This is a genomic window from Vibrio sp. 14N.309.X.WAT.E.F5 (assembly GCF_030397615.1).
GTDB classification, from domain to species: domain Bacteria; phylum Pseudomonadota; class Gammaproteobacteria; order Enterobacterales; family Vibrionaceae; genus Vibrio; species Vibrio lentus.
Genome location: NZ_JAPNXR010000047.1, coordinates 1 through 14132, shown reverse-complemented (window position 1 = coordinate 14132; position 14132 = coordinate 1). Strand labels below are relative to the sequence as shown.

Below are 14132 nucleotides of genomic sequence, written 5' to 3'. Positions count from 1 at the left end.
TATAATGCATCGCACTGGCTAACGCCGGTTTGTGAACCAATGAGCACTGAGGAGTAGGTCTTACCTAGTAATGTATACTCAGCTTATGTTCGCGGTTAATAAAAATAGTAAACCTTGTGTTTACTTCAAAAGTTAACTGACAATGCGTCCTGATTTTGGATGCTACGGTTTCACATAAATCAATCGGCATTCTCTCGTTCTTTCGAGCTTGAGTGGCGATATTGTTTGTGTAATTTTTAATAATTGGAGCTCTGTCTCATGCAGAACCAACGTATTCGTATCCGCCTTAAAGCGTTTGATTACAAGTTAATCGATGCTTCAACTGCGGAAATCGTTGAAACAGCAAAACGTACTGGCGCACAGGTTCGTGGTCCTATTCCACTTCCTACTCGTAAAGAGCGTTTCACTGTTCTTACCTCTCCACACGTCAACAAAGATGCACGTGACCAGTACGAAATTCGTACTCACAAGCGTTTGATCGACATCGTTGAGCCAACAGATAAAACTGTTGATGCTCTAATGCGTCTTGATCTTGCAGCTGGCGTTGATGTTCAAATCAGCCTAGGTTAAGGGAGATAAGAATAATGATTGGTCTAGTCGGACGTAAAGTGGGTATGACCCGCGTATTTACCGAAGAAGGCGTTTCTATCCCAGTAACTGTTGTTGAGGTTGAAGCGAACCGTATTTCTCAAGTTAAAACTCTTGAGACAGACGGCTACGCAGCAATCCAAGTAACTACTGGTGCTAAGAAAGCTAACCGTGTAACTAAACCTGAAGCTGGTCACTTCGCGAAAGCGGGTGTTGAAGCAGGTCGCGGTCTTTGGGAATTCCGTTTAGAAAACGGCGAAGAGTTTGAAGTTGGCGCTGAGCTAAACGTAGAACTTTTCAACGAAATTAAAAAAGTAGACGTTACTGGTACATCTAAAGGTAAAGGCTTCCAAGGCGCTATCAAGCGTTGGAACTTCTCTACTCAAGATATGACTCACGGTAACTCTTTGTCTCACCGCGCACCGGGTTCAATTGGCCAATGTCAAACTCCAGGCCGCGTGTTTAAAGGCAAGAAAATGGCAGGTCACATGGGTGCTGAGCGTGTAACGACTCAAAACCTAGAGATCGTACGTGTTGACGCTGAGCGCAATCTACTCCTTATTAAAGGTGCAGTACCAGGCTCAACAGGCGGTAACGTGATCGTAAAACCTGCTGTTAAAGCATAACGTCTAGGAGTAAGTAATGGAATTGATGGTTAAAGGTGCTGATGCACTAACTGTTTCCGAGACTACTTTCGGACGTGACTTTAACGAAGCTCTAGTACATCAAGTAGTTGTTGCGTATGCAGCAGGTGCTCGTCAAGGTACTCGTGCTCAAAAGACTCGTTCTGAAGTATCAGGCGGCGGTGCTAAGCCATGGCGCCAAAAAGGTACTGGCCGTGCACGTGCTGGTACAATTCGTAGCCCAATCTGGCGTACAGGTGGTGTTACTTTTGCTGCGAAACCACAAGATCACAGCCAAAAAGTTAACAAGAAAATGTACCGCGGTGCTATGAAAAGCATTCTTTCTGAGTTGATTCGTCAAGAGCGTCTAATCGTTGTTGATAACTTCTCTGTAGAAGCACCAAAAACAAAAGAACTTTTAGCTAAGCTTAATGAGCTTCAGCTTAACGACGTTCTGATTGTAACTGGCGAAGTAGATGAAAATCTATTCTTAGCTGCTCGTAACCTGTACAAAGTTGACGCACGTGACGTTGCTGGTATTGATCCAGTATCTCTAATTGCATTCGACAAGGTTCTAATGACTGCTGACGCAGTTAAGCAAGTTGAGGAGATGCTAGCATGATCACTGAAGAACGTATCTTAAAAGTTCTACGTGCTCCGCACATCTCTGAAAAAGCAACTATGGCGGCTGAGAAAGCGAACACTATCGTTTTCAAAGTAGCTAAAGATGCAACTAAGAAAGAGATCAAAGCAGCTGTAGAAAAGCTATTTGAAGTTGAAGTTAAGTCAGTAAATACTCTTGTACAAAAGGGTAAGACCAAACGTCAAGGTATGCGTGAAGGCCGTCGTTCAGACGTGAAAAAAGCCTACGTTACTTTGAAAGAAGGTCAAGATCTTGACTTCGTTGGCGGCGCGGAATAACAGGAGTAGTAAAAATGGCTATTGTTAAATGTAAGCCGACTTCCCCTGGTCGTCGTCACGTCGTTAAAGTTGTTAACGCTGACCTGCACAAGGGTAAGCCATACGCACCACTTCTAGAGAAAAACTCTAAGAACGGTGGTCGTAACAACAACGGTCGTATCACAGTACGTCACATCGGTGGTGGTCATAAGCACCATTACCGTTTGATTGACTTCAAACGTACTAAAGACGGTATCCCAGCGAAAGTTGAGCGTTTAGAATACGATCCAAACCGTAGTGCTAACATCGCTCTAGTTCTGTACGCAGACGGTGAGCGTCGTTACATCATTGCACCTAAAGGTGTTAACGCAGGTGACCAGATTCAATCTGGTTCTGATGCGCCAATCAAAGCAGGTAACACTCTGCCGATGCGCAACATCCCAGTAGGTTCTACTGTACACTGTGTTGAACTTAAGCCTGGTAAAGGTGCTCAACTAGCTCGTTCGGCTGGTGCATATGTACAAATCATCGCTCGCGATGGTGCATACGTAACTATCCGTCTACGTTCTGGTGAGATGCGCAAAGTACTTTCTGAAGGTCGTGCAACGATCGGTGAAGTTGGTAACTCTGAGCATATGCTACGTGAACTTGGTAAAGCTGGTGCTTCACGCTGGCGCGGCGTACGTCCAACCGTACGTGGTGTAGTAATGAACCCGGTGGATCACCCACATGGTGGTGGTGAAGGCCGCACATCTGGTGGTCGTCACCCAGTTTCTCCTTGGGGCGTTCCTACTAAGGGCTTCAAGACTCGTAAGAACAAACGCACTGACAAGTACATCGTACGTCGTCGTAATAAATAATCTATAAAGAGGAATCGCCATGCCACGTTCTCTCAAGAAAGGTCCTTTTATTGACCTACACTTGCTGAAGAAGGTAGAGAAAGCGGTGGAAAGCGGAGACAAAAAGCCTATTAAGACTTGGTCCCGTCGCTCAATGATCATCCCAACAATGATTGGTTTGACCATCGCTGTCCATAATGGTCGTCAGCACGTTCCAGTTTTCGTTACCGAAGAAATGATCGGTCACAAACTGGGCGAATTTGCACCAACTCGTACTTATCGCGGTCATGCTGCAGATAAGAAAGCTAAGAAGAAATAAGGAGTAGATGATGGAAGCTTTAGCTAAACATAACTTTGCTCGTATTTCTCCACAGAAAGCTCGCTTAGTTGCAGACCAAATTCGCGGTAAGTCGGTAGACCAGGCTCTAGAAATTCTAACTTTCAGCAACAAAAAAGCTGCTGTACTAGTTAAGAAAGTTCTTGAGTCAGCTATCGCTAACGCGGAACATAACGAAGGTGCAGATATCGACGATCTAAATGTCGCTAAAATCTTCGTAGATGAGGGCCCTATCATGAAGCGCATTATGCCTCGTGCTAAAGGTCGTGCGGATCGTATCTTGAAGCGTTCAAGCCACATCACTATTGTTGTAGCAGATCGCTAAAGACTAGGAGATTAAGCAATGGGTCAGAAAGTACATCCTAATGGTATTCGTCTTGGCATCGTTAAGCCTTGGAATGCTACATGGTTTGCTAATACCAACGAATTCGCTGACAACCTAGACGGCGACTTCAAGGTACGTCAGTTCCTTACTAAGGAACTACAAAAAGCATCATTATCTCGTATCGTTATCGAGCGTCCAGCTAAGAGCATCCGTGTGACTATTCACACTGCTCGCCCTGGCGTTGTTATCGGTAAGAAAGGTGAAGACGTAGAGAAACTACGTGCAGCTGTAGCTAAAATCGCAGGTGTACCAGCGCAGATTAACATCGCTGAAGTACGTAAACCTGAGTTAGATGGTCAGCTTGTAGCTGATAGCATCGCGTCTCAACTAGAGCGTCGTGTTATGTTCCGTCGTGCAATGAAGCGTGCGGTACAAAATGCTATGCGTCTAGGCGCTAAAGGCATCAAAGTACAAGTAGGCGGCCGTCTTGGCGGCGCTGAAATCGCACGTTCAGAGTGGTACCGTGAAGGCCGTGTGCCTCTACACACTCTACGTGCAGACATTGATTACGCAACTTCTTCGGCTCACACTCAATACGGTGTGATCGGCATTAAAGTTTGGATCTTCAAAGGTGAGATTCTAGGCGGTATGCCAGCTGCTAACGCAGTAGAGCCTAAAGGCGATAAGCCTAAGAAGCAGCGTAAAGGCCGTAAGTAAGGAGTCGAACGATGCTACAACCAAAACGTACTAAGTTCCGCAAGGTTATGACTGGTCGTAACCGTGGTCTAGCTAAAGGTACTGAAGTGAGCTTCGGCGAATTCGGTCTTAAAGCTGTTGGCCGTGGTCGTCTGACTGCACGTCAAATCGAAGCGGCACGTCGTGCTATGACACGTCACATTAAGCGTCAAGGTCAAATCTGGATCCGTGTGTTCCCAGACAAACCGATTACTGAAAAGCCTCTTGAAGTTCGTCAAGGTAAAGGTAAAGGTTCAGTTGCGTACTGGGTTGCTCAAATCCAACCAGGCAAAGTTATGTACGAGATGAATGGCGTACCTGAAGAGTTGGCACGTGAAGCGTTCCGCCTAGCGGCACGTAAACTGCCTGTTAAAACTACTTTTGTAACTAAGCAGGTGATGTGATGAAAGCACAAGATCTACGCGAAAAGAACGTTGAAGAGCTTAACGCTGAGCTATTGAATTTGCTACGTGAACAGTTTAACTTGCGCATGCAAGCTGCAACTGGTCAACTACAGCAAACTCATACTCTAAAAGCTGTACGCCGTGACATCGCACGTGTGAAAACTGTTTTGACTGAAAAGGCAGGCGCATAATGAGCGAAACTAACCGCATCCAGCAAGGCCGTGTAGTAAGTGACAAGATGGACAAGTCTATCGTTGTTGCTATTGAGCGTACTGTAAAACACCCAATTTACGGTAAGTTCATCAAACGCACGACTAAAGTACACGCACACGACGAAGACAACACTTGTGGCCTAGGCGACAAAGTTGAAATCGCTGAGTGTCGTCCTCTGTCTAAGACTAAGTCTTGGACATTGGTTAAAGTTCTAGAAAAAGCGAAGATTTAATCTTTGTAATTCTATGACTTAAAGCGGCTCCAAATAATTTTTTGGAGCCGCTTGTTTTTTGTCTACCCAATTTAAAAAAAGGGTGGTACAATTCGCGTCCCTTTTAAAGAGGCAGCCCGACCCGAGAGGGTCTAGTTTTAATATTTAGCGGAGCACTAACAATGATCCAGATGCAAAGTACACTTGACGCAGCAGATAACTCTGGCGCGCGCAAGGTAATGTGTATTAAGGTTCTGGGTGGCTCTCACCGCCGTTATGCACATATCGGTGACGTCATCAAGGTTACAGTGAAGGAAGCGATTCCTCGCGGTAAAGTAAAGAAAGGTGATGTTCTGAAGGCGGTAGTAGTGCGCACCCGTAAAGGCGTTCGTCGCCCAGACGGTTCTGTCATTCGCTTCGACAGTAATGCTTGTGTATTGTTAAATGACACTACTGAGCAACCAGTCGGCACACGTATCTTTGGTCCTGTGACTCGTGAACTTCGTAACGCGAAATTCATGAAGATTGTATCACTAGCACCTGAAGTTCTGTAAGGAGCGGCAACATGGCAGCTAAAATCCGTCGTAATGACGAAGTAATCATTCTTGCTGGTAAAGATAAAGGCAAGAAAGGTAAAGTAACTAAGGTTCTGACAACTGGTAAAGTTGTTGTTGAAGGCATCAATCTTGTTAAAAAACACCAAAAGCCGGTTCCGGCTCTAGGTCAACAAGGTGGCATCGTTGAACAAGAAGCAGCTATTGATGCTTCTAACGTTGCAGTCTTTAACTCGGCTACTGGTAAAGCAGACCGTATCGGTTTCCGTATCGAAGATGGTAAGAAAGTTCGTTTCTTCAAATCTAACGGCGAAACTGTTTCTAACTAATTAGAAGTAATTTGGAGTTCTACTATGGCGAAACTGCATGATTACTACAAGTCGTCTGTAGTCGCTGAGCTTACCAAAGAGTTCAGCTACACAAGCGTCATGCAAGTCCCTAGGATTGAGAAAATCACCCTAAACATGGGCGTTGGTGAAGCAATCAACGATAAGAAACTGCTAGAAAACGCAGCAGCTGATATGGCAACGATCTCTGGTCAAAAGCCACTTATCACTAAAGCGCGTAAATCTGTAGCTGGTTTCAAAATTCGTGAAGGCTACCCAATCGGTTGTAAAGTAACCTTGCGTGGTGAGCGCATGTGGGAATTTTTAGAGCGTTTAATCTCTATCGCACTTCCACGTGTACGTGATTTCCGTGGTGTTAGCGCTAAGTCTTTTGACGGACGCGGTAACTACAGCATGGGCGTTCGCGAGCAAATCATCTTTCCGGAAATCGACTACGATAAAGTCGATCGTGTCCGCGGTCTTGATATTACTATCACGACATCTGCGGGATCCGATGAGGAAGGCCGAGCTCTGCTGGCTGCCTTTAACTTCCCATTCCGTAAGTAAGGGTAGGGTTACTGTTATGGCTAAACAATCAATGAAAGCACGTGAAGCTAAACGTGCAAAACTAGTAGTTAAGTTCGCTGAAAAGCGTTCTGCGCTAAAAGTTATCATTAGCGATGTAAACGCATCTGAAGAAGATCGTTGGAATGCGGTTCTTAAACTGCAATCTCTTCCACGTGATTCAAGTGCATCACGTCAGCGCAACCGTTGCAACCAAACTGGTCGTCCACACGGTTACCTACGTAAATTCGGTCTAAGCCGTATTAAGGTTCGCGAAGCTTGCATGAAAGGCGAGATTCCGGGTCTTCGTAAGGCTAGCTGGTAATTGCCACTTAATCATTTGGAGTAAATCTTATGAGCATGCAAGATCCGATTTCGGATATGCTGACCCGCGTTCGCAACGGTCAGGCAGCAAACAAAGTTGCTGTAAAAATGCCTTCTTCAAAGCTTAAAGTTGCAATTGCTGCATTACTTAAAGCTGAAGGTTACATCGTAGACTTCGCTGTTGACGGCGAAGCAAAACCTGAGCTAGAAGTTACTCTTAAGTACTTCCAAGCTAAACCTGTAATCGAGCAAATCAAGCGTGTATCACGTCCTGGTCTAAGAGTTTATAAGAATAAAGACTCTTTACCTACAGTGATGGGTGGTCTTGGTATTGCAGTTGTTTCTACTTCCAAGGGTCTGATGTCTGACCGTGCTGCTCGTAAAGCAGGTCTTGGCGGTGAAATCATCTGTTACGTAGCTTAAGGAGTAGATTATGTCTCGTGTTGCTAAAGCACCTGTCGCTATTCCAGCTGGCGTAGAGGTGAAACTAAACGGCCAAGAAGTTACTGTAAAAGGTAGCAAAGGTGAGCTTACTCGCGTTCTTAACAGCGCCGTAGTTATTGCACAGGAAGAAACCAACCTTACTTTCGGTCCGAAAGAAGGCGTTACTAACGCATGGGCACAGGCTGGTACAGCTCGCGCTCTAGTTAATAACATGGTTGTGGGTGTTACTGAGGGCTTCACTAAGAAGCTAACTCTTAAGGGTGTTGGTTACCGTGCTGCTATGAAAGGCAATACTGTAGCTCTAACTCTTGGTTTTTCTCACCCAGTAGAGCACGCTCTACCTGAAGGTATTAAAGCTGAGTGCCCTAGCCAAACTGAGATCATCATTACTGGTTGCGATAAGCAAGTAGTAGGTCAAGTTGCGGCTGACATTCGTTCTTACCGTGCTCCTGAGCCTTACAAAGGTAAAGGTGTTCGTTACGCAGATGAAAATGTGCGTACTAAAGAAGCTAAGAAGAAGTAAGGTATCACTATGGATAAGAAAGCATCTCGCATCCGTCGTGCTACACGTGCACGTCGTAAGATTGCAGAACTTGGCGCAACTCGCTTGGTAGTACACCGTACTCCTCGCCACGTTTACGCTCAAGTTATCTCGGCAAACGGCTCTGAGGTTATCGCAGCTGCTTCTACTGTAGAAAAAGCGATCCGTGAGCAAGTTAAGAACACTGGTAACGTTGATGCAGCTAAAGCAGTTGGTAAAGCTGTTGCTGAGCGCGCTCTTGAAAAAGGCGTAGCTACAGTTGCATTTGATCGTTCTGGTTTCCAATACCACGGTCGAGTAGCGGCGCTAGCAGATTCTGCTCGCGAAGCTGGTCTGAAATTCTAAGGTAGGGTTGGAAGATGGCTAAAGAACAACAACAAGCTAATGATTTGCAAGAAAAGCTGATCGCTGTTAACCGTGTATCTAAGACGGTTAAAGGTGGTCGAATCATGAGCTTCACTGCACTAACAGTAGTTGGTGACGGTAATGGTCGCGTAGGTTTCGGTTACGGCAAAGCTCGTGAAGTACCTGCTGCGATTCAAAAAGCAATGGAAAAAGCGCGTCGTAACATGGTTACTGTTGCGCTTAACGAAGGCACTCTTCACCACCCGGTGAAAGGTCGTCATTCGGGCTCTAAAGTTTACATGCAACCAGCTGCTGAAGGTACAGGTGTTATTGCCGGTGGTGCAATGCGTGCCGTACTTGAAGTTGCAGGCGTACATAACGTACTTTCTAAAGCATACGGTTCAACGAACCCAATCAACGTTGTTCGCGCAACGATTGGTGCTCTAGTAGACGTTAAGTCACCAGAAATGGTTGCTGCTAAACGTGGTCTAACTGTTGAATCTATTTCGGAGTAAGAACACGATGGCAACTATTAAAGTAACTCAAACTAAAAGCTCAATTGGTCGCCTACCTAAGCACAAAGCGTGTCTTAAAGGTCTAGGTCTTCGTCGCATCAACCATACAGTAGAACTTGAAGATACACCGTGCGTACGCGGTATGATCAACAAGGTTTACTACATGGTTAAGATTGAGGAGTAATCAGAATGCGTTTGAATACTCTATCACCGGCTGCTGGCTCTAAACCTTCTAAGAAGCGTGTAGGTCGTGGTATCGGTTCTGGCCTTGGTAAAACAGGTGGCCGCGGTCACAAAGGTCAAAAGTCACGTTCTGGCGGCTCTGTTCGTCCAGGTTTTGAAGGCGGTCAAATGCCTCTAAAACAACGTCTACCTAAATTCGGTTTCACTTCTCGTAAGAGCCTAGTGTCTGCTGAAGTTCGTCTAGCTGAGCTAGCGAAAGTAACAGGTGACGTAGTTGATCTTAACAGCCTTAAAGCTGCTAACGTTATCACTAAGAACATCGAGTTTGTTAAGATCGTTCTTTCTGGTGACCTAAGCAAAGCTGTGACTGTTAAAGGTCTACGCGTGACTAAAGGCGCTAAAGCTGCAATCGAAGCTGCAGGCGGTAAAATCGAGGAATAATCTCGAGGAACGAGGTACAGATGGCTAAGAAACCAGGAAAAGATTTTCGTAGTGCTCAGAGCGGCTTAAGTGAATTAAAGTCGCGCTTGTTATTCGTAATTGGTGCACTTTTAGTATTCCGAGCCGGCTCTTTTGTGCCGATCCCTGGTATTGACGCAGCTGTACTTGCCGATTTGTTCGATCAGCAAAAAGGTACCATCGTAGAAATGTTTAACATGTTCTCCGGTGGTGCTCTTGAGCGTGCATCTATATTAGCATTGGGTATCATGCCGTACATTTCGGCATCGATCGTAGTCCAATTGCTAACTGTAGTTCATCCAGCGTTAGCGGAACTCAAGAAAGAGGGTGAAGCAGGCCGTCGTAAGATAAGCCAATATACACGCTACGGCACGCTTGTACTTGCAACATTCCAAGCTATTGGTATTGCAACAGGCTTACCAAACATGGTCGACAATCTGGTTGTTATCAACCAAACCATGTTTACGCTTATTGCTACCGTGAGTTTAGTAACTGGTACCATGTTTTTGATGTGGTTAGGTGAACAAATCACTGAGCGAGGAATCGGTAATGGTATTTCCATTCTGATTTTTGCAGGTATTGTTGCTGGATTGCCTTCTGCAATCGGTCAAACAATCGAGCAAGCGCGTCAAGGTGAATTGCATGTGCTTCTTCTGTTGTTTATCGCGGTATTGTCTTTTGCTGTAATTTACTTCGTGGTTTTCATGGAGCGTGGTCAACGTCGTATCGTCGTTAACTATGCGAAGCGTCAACAAGGTCGTAAAGTGTTTGCAGCACAAAGTTCTCACTTGCCACTTAAGATTAATATGGCAGGTGTTATACCAGCGATTTTTGCATCAAGTATTATTTTGTTCCCAGGAACATTAGCGCAATGGTTTGGTCAAAATGGTGAAAGCAGCGCGTTCGGTTGGTTAACTGACGTGTCATTAGCTCTTAGCCCAGGTCAACCTTTGTATGTAATGCTTTATGCAGCAGCTATAATCTTCTTCTGTTTCTTCTATACAGCGTTGGTGTTTAACCCACGTGAAACAGCTGATAACTTGAAGAAGTCTGGTGCATTCGTACCCGGTATCCGCCCAGGTGAGCAGACAGCGAAATATATCGATAAAGTGATGACTAGACTAACCCTAGCGGGCGCTCTATACATTACTTTTATATGTCTGATTCCTGAGTTCATGATGGTCGCGTGGAACGTTCGTTTCTACTTTGGCGGCACATCCCTACTAATCGTAGTGGTTGTTATCATGGATTTCATGGCACAGGTACAGACTCATCTGATGTCACAACAGTATGATTCTGTGTTAAAGAAAGCGAATCTTAAAGGTTACGGCCGTTAATCCGGTTGTAGCATTTAGATTCCATTACGGAGTTTAGCAATGAAAGTTCGTGCTTCCGTTAAAAAAATCTGCCGTAACTGTAAAGTTATCAAGCGTAACGGTGTCGTTCGCGTGATTTGCAGTGAGCCAAAGCATAAGCAACGCCAAGGCTAATTAGCAGAAATTTTTACTTGAAATACAAGGTAGAGTCGAGTATATTCCTCGGCCTACCTTTTGCGTGCAAAAGAAGTAGTATGCCGCAGCGTATCCATCACGGGCTTTGCTGCGGATAATTCTTTTATGAACCCCTTAGGAGTGAATAATGGCCCGTATAGCCGGCATTAACATTCCTGATCATAAGCATTCTGTAATTGCACTTACTGCAATCTACGGTATCGGTAAAACTCGCTCTCAAGCTATTCTAGCTGAAGTGGGTATTGCTGAAGATGCTAAGATCAGTGAACTAACTGAAGAGCAGATCGATCAACTGCGTGATGGTGTAGCTAAGTACACTGTAGAAGGTGATCTACGTCGTGAAGTATCGATGAACATCAAGCGTCTTATGGACCTTGGCTGTTACCGCGGTCTTCGTCATCGTCGCAGTCTACCACTACGTGGACAGCGTACTAAAACCAACGCTCGCACCCGTAAGGGTCCGCGCAAGCCGATCAAGAAATAGTCGGATAAGGTAGAGTACAATGGCAAAACAACCAACTCGCGCGCGTAAGCGCGTACGCAAGCAAGTAGCTGATGGCGTAGCGCACATCCATGCTTCTTTCAACAACACAATCGTAACTATCACTGACCGTCAAGGCAACGCTCTTGCATGGGCTACAGCTGGTGGTTCAGGTTTCCGTGGTTCTCGTAAATCTACTCCGTTCGCAGCACAAGTTGCAGCTGAGCGTTGTGGTGAAATGGCTAAAGAATATGGCCTAAAGAACTTGGAAGTTATGGTTAAGGGTCCAGGTCCAGGTCGCGAATCTACTGTTCGTGCACTGAACGCTGCTGGTTTCCGTATCACTAACATTGTTGATGCGACACCAATCCCTCATAACGGTTGTCGTCCACCTAAGAAACGTCGCGTTTAAGTTTCGTTTCTAGGAATATTGGAGAAAGATCATGGCAAGATATTTGGGTCCTAAGCTGAAGCTTAGCCGTCGCGAAGGTACTGACTTATTCCTTAAGTCTGGTGTCCGTGCGATCGATACCAAGTGTAAAATTGATAACGCACCAGGTGTACACGGCGCTCGTCGCGGTCGTCTATCTGAGTATGGCGTTCAGCTTCGTGAGAAGCAAAAAGTTCGTCGTATTTACGGCGTTCTAGAAAAACAATTCCGCAACTACTACAAAGAAGCTGCACGTCTTAAAGGCAACACAGGTGCAAACCTGCTTCAGCTTCTTGAAGGTCGTCTTGATAACGTAGTTTACCGTATGGGCTTTGGCGCTACTCGTGCTGAATCTCGTCAACTAGTTAGCCACAAGTCTATTCTAGTTAACGGTAAAGTTGTAAACGTTCCTTCTTTCAAAGTAGCGGCAAACGACGTTGTTTCTATCCGCGAGAAAGCTAAACAGCAATCTCGTATTAAAGCGGCTCTAGAAGTTGCTGAACAACGTGAAAAGCCAACTTGGATTGAAGTAGATGCTAGCAAGATGGAAGGTACATTCAAGCGTATGCCTGAGCGTTCTGACCTATCAGCTGACATCAATGAACACTTGATCGTCGAACTTTACTCTAAGTAAGGTTAAAAAAAGAGAGGACACAATGCAGGGTTCTGTAACAGAATTTCTTAAGCCGCGTCTTGTTGACATTGAACAGATCAATACGACACACGCGAAAGTAACTCTTGAGCCATTAGAGCGCGGTTTCGGCCATACTCTAGGTAATGCTCTTCGCCGCATTCTTCTATCTTCTATGCCGGGTTGTGCCGTAACAGAAGTTGAAATCGAAGGTGTGCTACACGAATACAGCACTAAAGAAGGCGTTCAGGAAGATATCCTAGAAATCCTTCTAAACCTTAAAGGTTTGGCTGTACGCGTTGCTGAAGGCAAAGATGAAGTGTTTATTACACTGAACAAATCAGGCTCAGGCCCTGTTGTTGCAGGTGACATCACCCACGATGGTGATGTAGAGATCGCTAACCCTGAGCACGTTATTTGTCACCTAACGGATGACAACGCTGAGATCGCTATGCGTATCAAAGTTGAACGTGGTCGTGGTTACGTTCCAGCTTCAGCTCGTATCCATACTGAAGAAGATGAGCGTCCAATCGGTCGTCTACTTGTTGACGCTACTTACAGCCCGGTCGATAAAATCGCCTACGCTGTAGAAGCGGCACGTGTAGAACAACGTACTGACTTAGACAAGCTTGTTATCGATATGGAAACGAACGGTACTCTTGAACCTGAGGAAGCAATCCGTCGTGCAGCTACTATTTTAGCTGAACAACTGGATGCGTTCGTAGATCTTCGTGATGTACGTGTACCTGAGGAGAAGGAAGAGAAGCCAGAATTCGATCCTATCCTACTGCGTCCTGTAGACGATCTTGAACTAACAGTTCGCTCTGCTAACTGTTTGAAAGCAGAAGCGATTCACTACATCGGTGATCTTGTACAGCGCACTGAGGTTGAGCTACTTAAAACGCCAAACCTTGGTAAGAAATCTCTTACAGAGATTAAAGATGTGCTTGCTTCACGTGGTCTTTCTCTAGGCATGCGCCTAGAAAACTGGCCACCAGCGTCAATCGCTGAAGATTAATCGAAAAGTTAGAAGGATTAGGTCATGCGCCATCGTAAAAGTGGTCGTCAACTCAACCGCAACAGCAGTCATCGCAAAGCGATGTTCAGCAACATGGCTAGCTCTCTTGTTCGTCACGAAGTTATCAAAACTACCGTGCCTAAAGCAAAAGAACTACGTCGCGTAATTGAGCCGTTGATTACCCTAGCTAAGACAGACAGTGTTGCTAACCGTCGTCTTGCATTTGCTCGCACTCGTGATAACGAAGTTGTGGCAAAACTATTTAATGAACTAGGCCCGCGTTTCGCGGCTCGCCAAGGTGGTTACACTCGCATTCTTAAATGTGGTTTCCGTACTGGTGATAAAGCTCCAATGGCTTACATTGAGCTTGTAGATCGCCCAGCTGCTGAAGAAGCTGCTGAGTAATCTATACTAGATTCTTAATACAAAAGCCGAGCATTAGCTCGGCTTTTTTGTATCTGGATTTTGTGTCTTTAGAGTAAGAAACTTGTACCACGATGTTTGGCATTTATTCTTGCCTTCTCTGCTTCATTTTTCAAAAATATCTCGTATCTCGTATCTCGTATCTCGTATCTCGTATCTCGTATCTCGTATCTCGTATCTCGTATCTCGTATCTCGTATCTCGTATCT

General features: G+C 45.3%; 28 protein-coding genes. All 28 read left to right on the top strand.

Features of this window, described 5'->3' with window-relative positions; genetic code table 11:
• The first annotated feature begins 258 nt into the window (after positions 1–258).
• The 28 genes from rpsJ to rplQ all read left to right on the top strand — a co-directional run bounded on the left by rpsJ (position 259) and on the right by rplQ (position 13906).
• The gene (gene rpsJ / locus OW495_RS23160) at positions 259–570 is read left to right on the top strand and encodes a 30S ribosomal protein S10 (RefSeq protein ID WP_004736761.1); all 312 of its coding nucleotides are present in this window, start codon (positions 259–261) and stop codon (positions 568–570) included.
• 14 nt (positions 571–584) lie between these two features.
• Positions 585–1214: a 50S ribosomal protein L3 gene (gene rplC, locus OW495_RS23155; RefSeq protein WP_004736763.1), complete on the top strand. Its 630-nt coding sequence runs from the start codon at positions 585–587 to the stop codon at positions 1212–1214.
• Positions 1215–1230: 16 nt separating this feature from the next.
• A complete protein-coding gene (gene rplD / locus OW495_RS23150) occupies positions 1231–1833 on the top strand; it encodes a 50S ribosomal protein L4 (RefSeq protein ID WP_017104673.1) in 603 nt (200 codons plus the stop codon).
• Positions 1830–2132 carry a 50S ribosomal protein L23 gene (gene rplW / locus OW495_RS23145; protein ID WP_004738802.1) on the top strand — a complete coding sequence of 101 codons (303 nt, stop codon included), beginning with the start codon at positions 1830–1832 and terminating at the stop codon, positions 2130–2132. Before rplD ends, rplW begins: the two co-directional genes overlap by 4 nt.
• 14 nt (positions 2133–2146) lie before the next feature.
• Entirely contained in the window at positions 2147–2971 is an 825-nt protein-coding gene (rplB, locus tag OW495_RS23140; RefSeq protein ID WP_017104674.1) for a 50S ribosomal protein L2, read from the top strand.
• Between the two features lie 19 nt (positions 2972–2990).
• Complete coding sequence (gene rpsS / locus OW495_RS23135) at positions 2991–3269, top strand: 30S ribosomal protein S19 (protein WP_004736729.1); 279 nt, start codon at positions 2991–2993, stop codon at positions 3267–3269.
• A 10-nt stretch (positions 3270–3279) separates the two neighbouring features.
• A complete protein-coding gene (rplV, locus tag OW495_RS23130; protein ID WP_004736732.1) occupies positions 3280–3612 on the top strand; it encodes a 50S ribosomal protein L22 in 333 nt (110 codons plus the stop codon).
• An 18-nt stretch (positions 3613–3630) separates the two neighbouring features.
• Positions 3631–4329: a 30S ribosomal protein S3 gene (gene rpsC / locus OW495_RS23125; RefSeq protein ID WP_004736734.1), complete on the top strand. Its 699-nt coding sequence runs from the start codon at positions 3631–3633 to the stop codon at positions 4327–4329.
• An 11-nt stretch (positions 4330–4340) separates the two neighbouring features.
• Positions 4341–4751 carry a 50S ribosomal protein L16 gene (gene rplP, locus OW495_RS23120; protein WP_004736736.1) on the top strand — a complete coding sequence of 137 codons (411 nt, stop codon included), beginning with the start codon at positions 4341–4343 and terminating at the stop codon, positions 4749–4751.
• Positions 4751–4942, top strand: coding sequence for a 50S ribosomal protein L29 (rpmC, locus tag OW495_RS23115; RefSeq protein ID WP_004736737.1), 192 nt, complete (start codon positions 4751–4753; stop codon positions 4940–4942). Before rplP ends, rpmC begins: the two co-directional genes overlap by 1 nt.
• On the top strand, positions 4942–5196 hold the full coding sequence (gene rpsQ / locus OW495_RS23110; protein ID WP_004736739.1) for a 30S ribosomal protein S17: 255 nt from the start codon (positions 4942–4944) through the stop codon (positions 5194–5196). Before rpmC ends, rpsQ begins: the two co-directional genes overlap by 1 nt.
• A 161-nt stretch (positions 5197–5357) precedes the next feature.
• Positions 5358–5729, top strand: a complete 372-nt coding sequence (gene rplN / locus OW495_RS23105; RefSeq protein WP_004736740.1) for a 50S ribosomal protein L14 — start codon at positions 5358–5360, stop codon at positions 5727–5729.
• Positions 5730–5740: 11 nt separating this feature from the next.
• Positions 5741–6058: a 50S ribosomal protein L24 gene (gene rplX, locus OW495_RS23100; protein WP_017104675.1), complete on the top strand. Its 318-nt coding sequence runs from the start codon at positions 5741–5743 to the stop codon at positions 6056–6058.
• A 24-nt stretch (positions 6059–6082) separates the two neighbouring features.
• On the top strand, positions 6083–6622 hold the full coding sequence (gene rplE, locus OW495_RS23095; protein WP_004738790.1) for a 50S ribosomal protein L5: 540 nt from the start codon (positions 6083–6085) through the stop codon (positions 6620–6622).
• A gap of 16 nt (positions 6623–6638) precedes the next feature.
• Positions 6639–6944 (top strand): 30S ribosomal protein S14, encoded by a 306-nt coding sequence (gene rpsN, locus OW495_RS23090; protein WP_004736747.1) that lies wholly within the window; start codon positions 6639–6641, stop codon positions 6942–6944.
• Positions 6945–6973: 29 nt separating this feature from the next.
• Positions 6974–7366 (top strand): 30S ribosomal protein S8, encoded by a 393-nt coding sequence (gene rpsH / locus OW495_RS23085; protein WP_017104676.1) that lies wholly within the window; start codon positions 6974–6976, stop codon positions 7364–7366.
• A 10-nt stretch (positions 7367–7376) separates the two neighbouring features.
• The gene (rplF, locus tag OW495_RS23080) at positions 7377–7910 is read left to right on the top strand and encodes a 50S ribosomal protein L6 (protein ID WP_017104677.1); all 534 of its coding nucleotides are present in this window, start codon (positions 7377–7379) and stop codon (positions 7908–7910) included.
• A gap of 9 nt (positions 7911–7919) precedes the next feature.
• Positions 7920–8273 carry a 50S ribosomal protein L18 gene (gene rplR / locus OW495_RS23075; protein ID WP_017104678.1) on the top strand — a complete coding sequence of 118 codons (354 nt, stop codon included), beginning with the start codon at positions 7920–7922 and terminating at the stop codon, positions 8271–8273.
• A 14-nt stretch (positions 8274–8287) separates the two neighbouring features.
• Complete coding sequence (gene rpsE / locus OW495_RS23070) at positions 8288–8788, top strand: 30S ribosomal protein S5 (protein ID WP_004736754.1); 501 nt, start codon at positions 8288–8290, stop codon at positions 8786–8788.
• A gap of 7 nt (positions 8789–8795) precedes the next feature.
• Entirely contained in the window at positions 8796–8972 is a 177-nt protein-coding gene (gene rpmD / locus OW495_RS23065; protein ID WP_004736756.1) for a 50S ribosomal protein L30, read from the top strand.
• Positions 8973–8977: 5 nt separating this feature from the next.
• A complete protein-coding gene (gene rplO / locus OW495_RS23060; protein WP_004736758.1) occupies positions 8978–9412 on the top strand; it encodes a 50S ribosomal protein L15 in 435 nt (144 codons plus the stop codon).
• Between the two features lie 20 nt (positions 9413–9432).
• The gene (gene secY / locus OW495_RS23055; RefSeq protein WP_004736759.1) at positions 9433–10767 is read left to right on the top strand and encodes a preprotein translocase subunit SecY; all 1335 of its coding nucleotides are present in this window, start codon (positions 9433–9435) and stop codon (positions 10765–10767) included.
• Positions 10768–10806: 39 nt separating this feature from the next.
• Positions 10807–10920: a 50S ribosomal protein L36 gene (gene rpmJ, locus OW495_RS23050; RefSeq protein WP_000868186.1), complete on the top strand. Its 114-nt coding sequence runs from the start codon at positions 10807–10809 to the stop codon at positions 10918–10920.
• Between the two features lie 148 nt (positions 10921–11068).
• A complete protein-coding gene (gene rpsM, locus OW495_RS23045; RefSeq protein ID WP_004738779.1) occupies positions 11069–11425 on the top strand; it encodes a 30S ribosomal protein S13 in 357 nt (118 codons plus the stop codon).
• 19 nt (positions 11426–11444) lie between these two features.
• The gene (rpsK, locus tag OW495_RS23040) at positions 11445–11834 is read left to right on the top strand and encodes a 30S ribosomal protein S11 (RefSeq protein ID WP_004738778.1); all 390 of its coding nucleotides are present in this window, start codon (positions 11445–11447) and stop codon (positions 11832–11834) included.
• Between the two features lie 31 nt (positions 11835–11865).
• Entirely contained in the window at positions 11866–12486 is a 621-nt protein-coding gene (gene rpsD / locus OW495_RS23035) for a 30S ribosomal protein S4 (protein WP_017076303.1), read from the top strand.
• A 22-nt stretch (positions 12487–12508) separates the two neighbouring features.
• Positions 12509–13501: a DNA-directed RNA polymerase subunit alpha gene (rpoA, locus tag OW495_RS23030; RefSeq protein WP_004729813.1), complete on the top strand. Its 993-nt coding sequence runs from the start codon at positions 12509–12511 to the stop codon at positions 13499–13501.
• 24 nt (positions 13502–13525) lie between these two features.
• Positions 13526–13906 carry a 50S ribosomal protein L17 gene (gene rplQ, locus OW495_RS23025; RefSeq protein WP_004729812.1) on the top strand — a complete coding sequence of 127 codons (381 nt, stop codon included), beginning with the start codon at positions 13526–13528 and terminating at the stop codon, positions 13904–13906.
• Positions 13907–14132: the final 226 nt, after the last annotated feature.

What these genes read in the sequence shown, in the direction of transcription:
- rpsK (WP_004738778.1), top strand. Translation starts at nt 11,445, where the DNA reads ATGGCAAAACAACCAACTCGCGCGCGTAAGCGCGTACGCAAGCAAGTA.
- rplE (WP_004738790.1), top strand. Translation starts at nt 6,083, where the DNA reads ATGGCGAAACTGCATGATTACTACAAGTCGTCTGTAGTCGCTGAGCTT.
- rplP (WP_004736736.1), top strand. Translation starts at nt 4,341, where the DNA reads ATGCTACAACCAAAACGTACTAAGTTCCGCAAGGTTATGACTGGTCGT.
- rplV (WP_004736732.1), top strand. Translation starts at nt 3,280, where the DNA reads ATGGAAGCTTTAGCTAAACATAACTTTGCTCGTATTTCTCCACAGAAA.
- secY (WP_004736759.1), top strand. Translation starts at nt 9,433, where the DNA reads ATGGCTAAGAAACCAGGAAAAGATTTTCGTAGTGCTCAGAGCGGCTTA.
- rplX (WP_017104675.1), top strand. Translation starts at nt 5,741, where the DNA reads ATGGCAGCTAAAATCCGTCGTAATGACGAAGTAATCATTCTTGCTGGT.
- rpoA (WP_004729813.1), top strand. Translation starts at nt 12,509, where the DNA reads ATGCAGGGTTCTGTAACAGAATTTCTTAAGCCGCGTCTTGTTGACATT.
- rplB (WP_017104674.1), top strand. Translation starts at nt 2,147, where the DNA reads ATGGCTATTGTTAAATGTAAGCCGACTTCCCCTGGTCGTCGTCACGTC.
- rpmC (WP_004736737.1), top strand. Translation starts at nt 4,751, where the DNA reads ATGAAAGCACAAGATCTACGCGAAAAGAACGTTGAAGAGCTTAACGCT.
- rplN (WP_004736740.1), top strand. Translation starts at nt 5,358, where the DNA reads ATGATCCAGATGCAAAGTACACTTGACGCAGCAGATAACTCTGGCGCG.
- rpsM (WP_004738779.1), top strand. Translation starts at nt 11,069, where the DNA reads ATGGCCCGTATAGCCGGCATTAACATTCCTGATCATAAGCATTCTGTA.
- rplF (WP_017104677.1), top strand. Translation starts at nt 7,377, where the DNA reads ATGTCTCGTGTTGCTAAAGCACCTGTCGCTATTCCAGCTGGCGTAGAG.
- rplC (WP_004736763.1), top strand. Translation starts at nt 585, where the DNA reads ATGATTGGTCTAGTCGGACGTAAAGTGGGTATGACCCGCGTATTTACC.
- rpmD (WP_004736756.1), top strand. Translation starts at nt 8,796, where the DNA reads ATGGCAACTATTAAAGTAACTCAAACTAAAAGCTCAATTGGTCGCCTA.
- rpsH (WP_017104676.1), top strand. Translation starts at nt 6,974, where the DNA reads ATGAGCATGCAAGATCCGATTTCGGATATGCTGACCCGCGTTCGCAAC.
- rpsQ (WP_004736739.1), top strand. Translation starts at nt 4,942, where the DNA reads ATGAGCGAAACTAACCGCATCCAGCAAGGCCGTGTAGTAAGTGACAAG.
- rplR (WP_017104678.1), top strand. Translation starts at nt 7,920, where the DNA reads ATGGATAAGAAAGCATCTCGCATCCGTCGTGCTACACGTGCACGTCGT.
- rpmJ (WP_000868186.1), top strand. Translation starts at nt 10,807, where the DNA reads ATGAAAGTTCGTGCTTCCGTTAAAAAAATCTGCCGTAACTGTAAAGTT.
- rplQ (WP_004729812.1), top strand. Translation starts at nt 13,526, where the DNA reads ATGCGCCATCGTAAAAGTGGTCGTCAACTCAACCGCAACAGCAGTCAT.
- rpsN (WP_004736747.1), top strand. Translation starts at nt 6,639, where the DNA reads ATGGCTAAACAATCAATGAAAGCACGTGAAGCTAAACGTGCAAAACTA.
- rpsS (WP_004736729.1), top strand. Translation starts at nt 2,991, where the DNA reads ATGCCACGTTCTCTCAAGAAAGGTCCTTTTATTGACCTACACTTGCTG.
- rpsE (WP_004736754.1), top strand. Translation starts at nt 8,288, where the DNA reads ATGGCTAAAGAACAACAACAAGCTAATGATTTGCAAGAAAAGCTGATC.
- rplO (WP_004736758.1), top strand. Translation starts at nt 8,978, where the DNA reads ATGCGTTTGAATACTCTATCACCGGCTGCTGGCTCTAAACCTTCTAAG.
- rplD (WP_017104673.1), top strand. Translation starts at nt 1,231, where the DNA reads ATGGAATTGATGGTTAAAGGTGCTGATGCACTAACTGTTTCCGAGACT.
- rpsC (WP_004736734.1), top strand. Translation starts at nt 3,631, where the DNA reads ATGGGTCAGAAAGTACATCCTAATGGTATTCGTCTTGGCATCGTTAAG.
- rplW (WP_004738802.1), top strand. Translation starts at nt 1,830, where the DNA reads ATGATCACTGAAGAACGTATCTTAAAAGTTCTACGTGCTCCGCACATC.
- rpsD (WP_017076303.1), top strand. Translation starts at nt 11,866, where the DNA reads ATGGCAAGATATTTGGGTCCTAAGCTGAAGCTTAGCCGTCGCGAAGGT.
- rpsJ (WP_004736761.1), top strand. Translation starts at nt 259, where the DNA reads ATGCAGAACCAACGTATTCGTATCCGCCTTAAAGCGTTTGATTACAAG.